9 protein-coding genes and 1 pseudogene are annotated in these 11,462 nt (G+C 33.2%); 1 reads left to right on the top strand and 9 read right to left on the bottom strand.

Going from position 1 to position 11,462, the window contains the following annotated elements; genetic code table 11:
• The 7 genes and pseudogenes from ACVC2P_RS19235 to mnmA form a co-directional block, all read right to left on the bottom strand.
• A pseudogene (locus ACVC2P_RS19235) lies at positions 1–208 on the bottom strand (phosphatase PAP2 family protein); the annotation flags it as partial.
• A gap of 155 nt (positions 209–363) precedes the next feature.
• Entirely contained in the window at positions 364–591 is a 228-nt protein-coding gene (locus ACVC2P_RS19230; RefSeq protein ID WP_452600068.1) for a hypothetical protein, read from the bottom strand.
• Between the two features lie 61 nt (positions 592–652).
• Entirely contained in the window at positions 653–2,032 is a 1,380-nt protein-coding gene (locus ACVC2P_RS19225; RefSeq protein ID WP_452600067.1) for an MATE family efflux transporter, read from the bottom strand.
• An 82-nt stretch (positions 2,033–2,114) separates the two neighbouring features.
• Positions 2,115–2,651 (bottom strand): hypothetical protein, encoded by a 537-nt coding sequence (locus ACVC2P_RS19220; protein WP_452600066.1) that lies wholly within the window; start codon positions 2,649–2,651, stop codon positions 2,115–2,117.
• Position 2,652: 1 nt separating this feature from the next.
• Positions 2,653–3,594, bottom strand: a complete 942-nt coding sequence (locus tag ACVC2P_RS19215) for an NAD(P)H-dependent flavin oxidoreductase (protein ID WP_452600065.1) — start codon at positions 3,592–3,594, stop codon at positions 2,653–2,655.
• A gap of 14 nt (positions 3,595–3,608) precedes the next feature.
• Positions 3,609–5,219: a S8 family serine peptidase gene (locus tag ACVC2P_RS19210; RefSeq protein WP_452600064.1), complete on the bottom strand. Its 1,611-nt coding sequence runs from the start codon at positions 5,217–5,219 to the stop codon at positions 3,609–3,611.
• Positions 5,220–5,251: 32 nt separating this feature from the next.
• Entirely contained in the window at positions 5,252–6,463 is a 1,212-nt protein-coding gene (gene mnmA / locus ACVC2P_RS19205; protein WP_452600063.1) for a tRNA 2-thiouridine(34) synthase MnmA, read from the bottom strand.
• A 163-nt stretch (positions 6,464–6,626) separates the two neighbouring features.
• Between mnmA and ACVC2P_RS19200 the strand changes: the two genes are divergently transcribed.
• The gene (locus ACVC2P_RS19200; RefSeq protein ID WP_452600062.1) at positions 6,627–8,027 is read left to right on the top strand and encodes a fasciclin domain-containing protein; all 1,401 of its coding nucleotides are present in this window, start codon (positions 6,627–6,629) and stop codon (positions 8,025–8,027) included.
• A 128-nt stretch (positions 8,028–8,155) separates the two neighbouring features.
• Here ACVC2P_RS19200 and ACVC2P_RS19195 read toward each other — a convergent pair whose 3' ends face one another.
• Both ACVC2P_RS19195 and ACVC2P_RS19190 read right to left on the bottom strand, forming a co-directional pair.
• Positions 8,156–10,624, bottom strand: a complete 2,469-nt coding sequence (locus ACVC2P_RS19195; protein WP_452600061.1) for a hypothetical protein — start codon at positions 10,622–10,624, stop codon at positions 8,156–8,158.
• Between the two features lie 77 nt (positions 10,625–10,701).
• Entirely contained in the window at positions 10,702–11,421 is a 720-nt protein-coding gene (locus ACVC2P_RS19190; protein ID WP_452600060.1) for a toxin-antitoxin system YwqK family antitoxin, read from the bottom strand.
• Between the last annotated feature and the right edge of the window lie 41 nt (positions 11,422–11,462).

Genomic DNA, 11,462 nt, shown 5'->3' with positions numbered 1-11,462 from the left:
ACGTTATCATTAATGCTATAACAATAAGCGTTAATATAAACATTTTAGTGTTTAGCCTTTTGTACATTAAAAAGATTAGAAGTGCATACAACGGAATCCAATTTATTTTTGTTGTATAAAACATCCAGAAACCATCCCAAGTTGGGGTTCCTAAACCATTTAAAAATAAAAACAATTCTTTGTCTAATTCTATAAGCTGTTCTAACATATTATATTATTTGTGCATTAACCACAAGGATTTTACTATTAAACTATTACTATATCTTTTTTGTGTTAAAACAAACAACAAAAAAGATAGTGCTACAATTACAAAGTACTCACCAATTGCTTACTAAATAAAGTAGAAGAGTAACCCCATACGTGTTAGTCCTCGTAGCGCGATACTTCTCTGTCGTAAAAAGCAGTAGCTTCCTTAATTAAATTTTCGGTTTCTAGCTCTAATTCTTTTTGATCGTGAGTATCAAAATCTTCAAACCACTCCACTTCATCATCTTCAAGATTTATAATAAACCTTGGAAAATCTGTATGAATTACAAAAATAGCGTTAGGAAAATCTGTATTATCGCCTAGTATAAATTTAGGAAGTGTCATTTTTATGTTATTTTTTACAAATATAAAACTTTTGAATTCCTGTGCTCACAGGAATCACAATCTATTTTAACTCCGTTTTTATTAATCTTTTGGTCAAGTAGTTAAACCGAATGAAGAGTAAAATAGAAGCTGTAGTTAAACCTGCTAATAAGCCTAGCCAAATACCAAAGCTTCCATAAGTTTCTGCTGTTCCAAAATACCAACTCACAGGAAAACCTACTACCCAGTACGATATAAATGTAATTATTGTAGGGATCTTAACATCCTGCAAACCACGTAAGGCTCCCAAAACTACAACTTGAATACTATCGCTAACTTGAAAAATAGCTGCTGCTAATAATAATTTTGAGGCTATACCTACCACTTCCATATTATCATTATAGTTAACTACATCATCAAAATCTACATATAATCTTGGTAAGTAATCATGAAATAAAAGAAATATTAACCCGAAAGCAACAGCAAAAATAATTCCTAATAAAAATAACGAGAAGGCAATTCTACGTAACTCAAAATATTGTTTTAGTCCTTTTTGATTACCCACTCTAATCATAGATGCGACACTAATTCCCATAGCAACCATAAAGGTCATAGAACTTAAGTTTAAAGCTATCTGGTTTGCCGCTTGTGGGTTTTTACCCAATAATCCGCTTAACCAAATGGCCGCTGTAAAAATAGCGACTTCAAAAAACATTTGCATAGCACTTGGCGCACCTAAACTAATTAGTTTACGAAGCATTAATTTATCTAATACAAAGAACTTTATATTGGTTACAAAAGCTTTTGTTTTTTCTTTGCCTTTTAACAAAAACCACATATACCATAACATTACAAATCGAGACACTAAAGTACCATACGCAGCTCCAACAATGCCTAATTCTGGAAAACCAAACTTTCCAAAAATAAGCAGATAATTTAAAGCAACATTAACTAGATTCGCTACTATTGTGGCATACATAGGATATCGTGTCATAGACATCCCATCACTAAATTGCTTAAAAGCCTGAAACACAACTAAAGGGATTAACGAAAACGCCACCAAATCTAAATACGGTATGGCCAATTCTACTACCTCAACGGGTTGTTTCATTAAATACATTAAAGGTTTTGCAAAAAAGACACCTAAAAATAGTAGAATCCCCAAAACTGTACATAAAAACAAACCATGTTTAAATGCCGACTTCCCTTGCTTGAAATTATTTGCCGAATCTGCTTCTGCAATTAATGGTGTTATTGCTGTAGAAAAACCTATCCCTAAGGACATCGCTATAAACATAAAGCTATTACCTAAAGATACTGCCGCTAATTCTGCGGTACCCAATTGCCCCACCATTATGTTATCTATAAAACTAACAAAGGTGTGGCCTAGCATACCCAACATAACTGGTGCTGCTAATTTCCAATTGTATTTAAATTCTTTAGTGTAGTCGCTTAAAACCATTTGGCAAAAGTACTGCTTCGGTTTTTGTTATGCGAATTTTATTTTGGAGGATTTACTATTTTATATAGTTATTAAAAACACTTTAGTTATTCTTTAATTTTTTTAAATCCCAAATTTTCTCACAAACATTTAAGAAATTTCGAAAACCTCCTTCTTCGGTATTAACATTAGGAGCATAAATGGTAACGTTAATATTGTAGTTATAATCCGTGAAAGATAAATCGTAAACACTCCCATCCAACACATTCCGATTTTTACGAAAATCTTTATTTAACTCTTTAATATCTAATTTATTCAAATCTTTGACAATCTCATCAAAAATTTCAGAATCAATTTCTATACTATTTATAGGTTTCCAGTCTTGTAAAACTTCATCAACAACATCTTCATTAGCGTACTTGCTTCCATATTTAAATGAAAGATAAGTAATACTATCATTTTCTCTATTTAAACGAACTGTTACTAGTCTTTTCGGATTGTATTTTAAAACACTTCGAGTTATACTTAAACTAATCTCTTCTATTTTAATTGTTTCTTCTATTTTGTAATCATTATTTTGCGAATGGGTATATACATTGCATAACAAAACAAAAGTCAATATTAATACTATCTTTTTCAAATTATATTTTAGCTATACTACTCTTAGCTTCCTCAAACTCCATAATCATTTCCTTCACAATCTCTGCAACTGGTTTTACATCATGTATTAACCCTGCAATCTGTCCAATTTCTAATTCACCATCTTCTAAATCCCCTTCAAACATACCGCGTTTAGCTCGAGCTCTTCCTAACAATTCTTTAAGTTCTTCAGGTGTTGGAGCGGTTTTATATAATTCTTGTAATTCGTTAAAAAACTTATTTTTAACTAAACGTACTGGTGCTAACTCTTTTAATGTTAATTGTGTATCACCTTCTTTAGAGTCTACAACTACTTGCTTAAAGTCATCATGTGCAGAAGATTCTTCACTAGCCACAAAACGACTTCCTACTTGAACACCATCTGCTCCTAAAACCATACAGGCTAACATGGCTCTACCTGTTGCAATACCACCCGCTGCAATTAATGGGATTTGCAATTGCTCTTTTACCATAGGTATTAATGTTAACGTAGTTGTTTCATCTCTTCCATTATGGCCTCCAGCTTCAAAGCCTTCTGCCACTATAGCATCAACACCAGCGGCTTCTGCTTTTAACGCAAATTTTACACTACTAACCACATGCACTACTGTAATCCCTTTATCTTGTAACCATTTGGTCCATGTTTTAGGGTTTCCGGCAGAAGTAAATACAATCTTTACACCTTCTTCAACAATAATATCCATTATTTCGGTAATATTTGGATATAACATAGGTACATTGACCCCAAATGGTTTATCGGTTGCTTTTTTGCATTTTTGTATATGCTCTCGTAATACATCTGGATACATGCTTCCTGCTCCTATTAGTCCTAAAATCCCTGAGTTACTTGCTGCTGATGCTAGTTTCCAGCCACTATTCCAGATCATTCCTGCTTGAATAATTGGGTATTGTATATTGAATAATTGGGTAATTCTATTGTTCATTTATTTGTTATCCTTTAATTGATAATAAGTTTTATAGTTTTTGATAGATCGTTTGTATCTATTTTTAATAAATATATTCCGTTTGCAAATACCGATACATTAATTTTAGACTCGGTATTTGTTACTGTTGTTTCTAACACTTTCTTTCCTAGAATATTATATAATTGTACTTGTGCAGACTCGTATACCGATGGGATTTCTATTGTTAATTCGTTTTGTACTGGATTAGGATAAATATTTAATGTTGTATTAGTTTCTAATTCTTCTACAGATAAACCTTGATTTAAAGCCATTGCTAAATCTGGAATACCATATCCTAAAAGGTAATCTGGCGATGCATATTGCGAAGCAGATTCTCTAACCAATTGCATTATTTCTGCATTATTTAAATTTGGTAATGCTTGCCATAAACACACTATTCCTCCTGCTATAATAGGAGAACTAAAAGACGTTCCGTTTGATGTAGTTACGACATCGTTTTGGTTTATAACGGCACTTGCTGCTCCTTGTACTACAATATCTGGTTTTTGCGTTGGTTGTATGGCACTACCTTGCGAGCTAAAACCTGCATACGTTCCATCTGCTTGTACTGCTCCTATTGTTAAAACACCTGCTGCATCTGCTGGAGCATTTAATCCGTTTGCACCTGAGTTTCCTGCAGAATTAATTAATAACATCCCTTTTTCGAATGCTATATTTGCGCCTTTGGTTATATAGGTTGTATTTCCATTAATATCTTGAGAGCTATGGCTATAATTTGGATTATCGTATGTTTTATATCCTAAAGAGGTATTTATAATATCTACTCCTAAACTATCTGCGCGTTCGGCAGCTTCAACCCAAAGACTCTCTTCTATAGGGTTTTCGTTTGGTGCATTTTCTGTTCTAAATAAGTAATAACTAGCATCTGGTGCTGTTCCTACAAATTGATCTTGCACAAAACCAGCCATATCACTTAATACTAATGTACCATGTGAACTTGTTGTATTTGCATAGACGTCGCTAGTTCTATCAAAAAAATCGTAACCTCCTAATAAATTACCTGCATCTCTTAATCTTTGAAAACCAGCCATGGTATTTACATTAGGAAATCCTGCATCTATTACTGCAACAGTTATTCCTGTACCAGTGTAACCGCCTAAATGTAATTGGTGTCCATTAAACATTTCTATTTGGTTGGTTGCACTACCATAATTAAAGGTCGTTTGTATATTATTTTCTACAATAAATTTGTTTTGTGTAATCCCTTGTGTTACTGTTTTAGCATTTAAACTATTATCTGCAAATGTTATAGAGCTAACAAATGCTAAATTTGATAAGGCATTAATATCTGTTTCCGTTCCACGAACATGTACAGCATTAAACCATTTAGATTTTGCCAATACACTAATTCCTGTCTGGGTTTTTAATTGAGCTATATAATTTTCATTAACTGGAACATCTCTATCATCTATTGTAACTCCATGCGCTGCCTTTCTATCTATTGCTTTTTGAGTTAATATAGTTACAGGGTTAGCTATAGAAGCTGCAACATTTTCTTTATCTGTTAAATAGACCCATGCGTCTTGTTGTGCGTATGCTAAAATAGATGTACAAAATGTAATGATTAGTAATAGTAATTTCATTTTTTTCATAATGCAAGCAGTTTTACTGCAAGTTATGAAATTACTCCTGAACCTACTAATTCATCTTCTAGATACCATGCAACAAATTGTCCTTCGGTAATGGCAGATTGCATGTTTTCGAATTCTACATATAATCCTGTATTAACTTTATATAATGTTGCTTTTTCCAACGCTTGTCGGTAACGTATTCTTGCTAATACTTGTAATGTTTCACCATCTTTTAAAGCTAAGTCTTCACGAATCCAATGTAACTCGTCATTGTTTACAAATAATGCCTTTTTGTATAGTCCTGGATGCGATTTTCCTTGTCCGGTATATATTACATTTTCTTCTACATCGGTATCTATTACAAATAGAGGTTCTACCATACCTCCTACAGATAATCCTTTACGTTGTCCTTTAGTAAAATAATGAGCTCCTTGATGGTTTCCTACTATTTTACCTTCAGATACAGCGTATTTTGCTTTTCGAGATAAATACTGTAGTTCTTCTTCTTTATTAGAAAAATCACTTTTTGTTTCTGTATACGCAATATTCGTTTTAGGAATTTCTACAATTACACCATCTTTAGGTTTTAATTGCTGTTGAAGAAAATCTGGCAACCTTACTTTACCTATAAAGCATAACCCTTGCGAATCTTTTTTATCTGCTGTTATTAAATCTGCTTTGGCAGCAATAGCACGTACTTCAGGTTTTTGAAGCTCTCCTATTGGAAATAATGCTTTAGCTAATTGAGCTTGCGATAATTGACATAAAAAATAGGACTGGTCTTTATTATTATCTTTTCCAGATAGTAATTTATAGATGTTTTTTCCCTCTTTTTCTACTGTTCCTTTTCTACAGTAATGTCCTGTTGCAACATAATCTGCCCCAAGATCTAATGCAATCTTCATAAAGACATCAAACTTTATTTCTCTATTACATAATACATCTGGATTGGGTGTTCTTCCTTTTTCATATTCATTAAACATATAATCAACAATACGTTCTTTATATTGCTCACTTAAGTCTACTGTTTGAAAAGGGATTCCTAATTTTTCGGCTACTAACATAGCATCATTACTGTCGTCTAACCACGGACATTCATCTGAAATGGTAACAGAATCATCATGCCAATTTTTCATAAATAGACCAATAACTTCATAGCCTTGTTCTTTTAATAAATATGCCGCTACACTAGAATCTACTCCACCTGAAAGCCCTACAATTACTCTTTTTTTCATTTTTTTTATAACTGAATGCAAAGATACAAGATTTTAAAGTTTTCACACAGATAATCGGTTTTTGGGTTATACATCTAAAACTGTTTAACCTTTTATTTAAAATATTTAACAAAATTTTAAATACTTTTGTTTAACATTTGTATAAATTTGATAAACAAAAACTATTAAAACTAAAATATCAATTATGAAAACTTTAAAAAAATTACCGCTTTTATTAGCAATTATAGCTTTGTGGTCTTGTAGTAACGATGATGACAATTCTTCTCCTGTTAATGCCCCCCAACCAATGAATATTGTAGAAACCGCACAGGCTACTGCAGATTTGAGCAGTTTAGTAGCTGCTGTTATTGAAGCCGATTTGGCTACCACTTTAAGCGGAAATGGTCCCTTTACTGTGTTAGCACCTACAAATGCTGCATTTGCCGAGTTTATGTCTACAAACGGATGGGCCGATGTTACAGAAATTCCTGATGCTGCTTTAGAACAAGTTTTATTAAATCATGTTATCTCTGGAACTGTAACTTCTACTGGTTTATCAAATTTAGGAGCTGGCTACACAAATACATTAGCTACTGGTGCTGGTGGAAATAACATGAGTTTATATTTTGATGCTACTTCTAGTGTTAAGTTTAACAATTTAGCTACTGTAATTACTCCCGACGTTACTGCCTCTAATGGTGTTGTACATATTATAGATAAAGTAATTACTTTACCTAGTATTGTAGATCATGCTAGTAATAATCCAGGTTTTTCTAATTTAGTTTCTGCTTTAGGTGCTGCCGATGGAAACTTAGTGAATGTTCTTAACGGTGTGGGTCCTTTTACAGTATTAGCACCTGATAACACTGCTTTTTCAAATTTTTTATCTGCTAATAATTTTGCTTCTTTAGCTGATGTGCCAACAGATGTTCTTTCTCAAGTTTTATTAAATCATGTTATAAATGGTGCTACATCATCTACAGACTTAACTGGTTTAGGTAATGGCTATACAAATACCTCAGCTACTGGTGCAGGCAATAACTCAATGAGTATTTATTATAATACAGACAGTGGAGTTAAATTTAATGGAATTTCTACCGTAACAACAGCAGATGTAGTAGGTACAAATGGAATTATACATGCAGTAGATACAGTTATTGGCTTACCTACTGTTGTAGATTTTGCTACAGCAGATCCTAATTTTTCTAGTCTTGTAGCTGCTCTTACGAGAGAATCATCATTTACCTATGTAGCAACTTTATCTACAGCCAACGGTACATCTCCGGCTCCTTTTACTGTATTTGCGCCAACCAATACTGCATTCGTAGATTTATTAACAGAGTTAAATTTAGCTAGCTTAGCAGATATTCCAACTGCTACACTAGAGTCTACTTTAAACACACACGTTGTAACTAATGCTAATGTACAGGATTCTGGATTGTCTGATGGTATGATGATTTCTACCCTAGGAGGTATGCTAACGGCTAATGTAACAGGAGGTGCAACTTTAACAGACCCAAATAACAGAGTAAGTAATATTACATTTACAAATGTACAAGCTGCAAACGGAGTTATACATGTTATTGATAAAGTGTTATTAGAATAATTACATATTTAAAAGGCGTACTTTCTGTATACGGTTAATAGCAAACTAAAGCCTTTTAAATAAGAAAGCCTCTTGAAATTTCAAGAGGCTTTTACATTTTGTATTAATTGATACTTACAAGTTTTTTGTTAATCTATTATCATTTTTCTAGTAGCTACTTTAGAGTTATCTGCATATAGTGTATAATAATATAAACCTGATGCTAAAGAATCGCTGTTGAAAAACAATTCTTGTTCTCCTAATTTTTCAAGTTTAACTGTATCTATAATTTGCCCTAAATCATTGCTAAAAACAATTGATGCATGCCTATAGTTTAATGGCACATAATACTTTATAGACGTGGTTCCGTTAAACGGATTTGGAATATTTTGATATAGTATTGGTGTTACAGGCTTACCCGTTGTTCCGTCATGCTCTCCTACTGTTAATGTTTGGCAAGCACAAGCTTCTAACGTTTCAATTCTAGTTATTAAATCGTTGATTTGTGTTTGCTGATTGGTGTTTGCTGTTTGTAAATTTGATAAAATTGGTGATAAATCTACATTTACTGATGTCCCGTTTTCTATAGCTACTGTTAGTACATTATTGTTTAATGTTGCTGAACTTAAGTTTTGATTATCTGTTCCTGTACCATCTTGAATAACCGACAAATCAACTCCCGTACCTCCAGTAATTTCTAACATTGTGTTTTTTAACGATAAGTTTTGACTATCTGTATTATCTAAATATCCTGATAAATTCACACTGTCCGTACCATCATCACTAGTTAAATCTAAACTATTGTTAGATAAAGTTAAGGTTTGATTATCTGTGTTATCTAAGTAGCTAGTTAAATCTACAGGTGTAGTATCATTTGTTAAGCTTAGTAGGTTATTGGTTAATTCTAAATCTTGTACATCAGTATTTGTTGCAGATGTCCAAGCACTCCCATCCCATGCGTATAGGGCTTTATCATCTGTATCGTAAACTACTAAACCTTCATCTGTTGCTGTTAAATTACCTTCAAGGGTTGTTCTTAAAGCATTAGTTAATCTATTTACTAAAAGCCCTTTATCTGTATCTGCCAAATCTAACGATGCATTTTGGTTTGGTGCTGTAGTACCAATACCAACACTCACTCTATCTAAAGGTGTAACGCCTCCTAGTACTAAACTATTACTCGCCGTTGCATTTGCTCCTGCACCTATAGCCATAGCATATTGAGTTAAATCTGCTACTTGAGATTGATCTCCTAATGCAAGACCATACTTTCCATATGCTTTACTGTTATACCCCATGGCTACAGAACTTGTATCTGCTACAGATTCTCTACCTAAACCTACAGCATATTGCCCCGTTATTTTAGCTTCGTAACCAATGCTTACTGCATCTCTATGTTGTATAGAATCTCTTACACCGATACCTATAGAGCGATCTGAAATTGTATTTCCATAGGCTCTATAGCCCATTACTATAGTCTCTGCATCATCTGCAAATGCTCCAGTTCCTATTGCGATACTTTTATTACCATCTGCTCGAGTATTGTATCCTAGTAATACAATTTCGTTTGCATTGGCATAGGCTTGTGCTCCCACATAAGTATTATATTCTCTTTTTGTACTTGTTGCATTTCCTGTCCATCTACCTTGTGCATTTGTAAGGTCTGAACTACCATAATTTGTGACATCTGCAAATGCTCCTATCCCTACATTATCTGTTCCTTCTCTTCCTCCAAACCCAGCAAAAACACCAACATAAGTATTTCTGTTTGATGATCCATTTGTTTTATTTGTTCTATTAACATCTCCACCTGCTTCAACACCTACAAAGGTATTATAACTTGCATGTTCGTTTGCACTTCCTGCTCCTTGCCCTACAAATGTATTTAATCGTCCGGCATTGTTATCTACTCCTGTAGAATCTCCTACAAAAGTATTTCTATAACCTGTCTCATTATCGTACCCGGCTTCAGAGCCCAAAAAAGCATTTCTGTAACCTGTTCTAAGATTTAAACCAGCTGCAGAACCTATCGCTGTATTATCGGATGCTGTATTGGGATTTGTTGTCGCATTTGTATTAGTAGTAACACTACTAAATGTACCTGCTCCAGCTTTTTGTCCTACAAACGTATTATCGTCTCCCGTAGTTACGCTAACACCTGCCGCTTCTCCAACAAAAGTATTATCGCCACCTGTTGTATTATTAAAGCCTGCACCATGTCCTACAAAGGTACCATCGGAGTCATCATTATAATACCCTGCTCTAAATCCTATAAACACATTATCTACATCGGTTGTATTAGAATACCCTGCTTGGTAACCTATGTAAACATTTTCATCTGCTGTGGTATGCTTATAACCAGCATCTTCACCAATCATTACATTATAATTAGCTTGAGATGTAGAACTAAAATTAATATCTCTACCAGCTCTATACCCTAATATAGTGTTAGAAGATGATGTACTTAAAAAGTGTGCTGTAGAATCCCCTACAATTGTGTTAAAATCTCCTGTAGAAATACTGGAGCCTGCGTTATTCCCTAAGACTTCATTGCCTATTTGTGAATATGTTACCACTGTTATTAACATAACAGCAATATTAAGTATAGTTTTTTTCATAAGAATAAATTAAGTTAGCACTCAAAAATAGACTTTTTAATTTAGACTAAAAAAAACTAAGTTTTCCTTACTTGATTTTACTGCTTATTATACTTTAATTTAGGATTCTTACTTCGCCTAGTAAAATCTTTCTTTTCTTTAAATTCACCATTTTTGTAGAACCTCCAAATGCCATGCTTTCTGTTATTTTGATATTCTCCTTCTGATTCTAAATTACCTTTAAAATCATAAGTTTTTGCTGGTCCATGTAGTTTTCCATTAACATAAATGTAGTGTCTTAGTACATTTCCATTTCCTGAATACCAAAATGATTCTCCATCTAATTTCCCCTCTTTGTATAATGCCTTTTCTGCTATTTTACCATTTTTGTAATAGGTATTACGTTTACCGTGTAATTCGCCTTTGTCATTATAGTACTCTTCGGTCATAACTACTGGAGAATTTTTATGGTAATAAACCCATTTCCCTATATAGGTTTTACCTCTCATTTTACCTTCGCTAATTAATTTCTGCTTAGACGAAAAAAACTTAACTTCTGCAATATTATTATTAGGGTTAAATGTTCGTGTAGCTGTTAACACGGCTTTATTATCTAGGTTTTTATAAAACTTAAACGTCCCTACTTCCTTGCCGTGATTAAATTTACCTTCGTAACGTAGTATTTTAGTTTTATTGAAATTTTTTCTCCAAACTCCATGTCGTTTTCCGTTAGCATCAAACTGATTAATATTTTGGGCAGATACAGCATAGCTAACAACGCTTACTAATAATACGATTATAATTTTTACTTGCTTCATTTTTATTTATAGTCTTGAAACATTTAACGTTAATTTATTAA

It is taken from the genome of Pontimicrobium sp. MEBiC01747 (genome assembly GCF_053601635.1).
The sequence above is the reverse complement of the archived record's forward strand: the minus strand, read 5'-3'. Positions and strand labels throughout refer to the sequence as shown.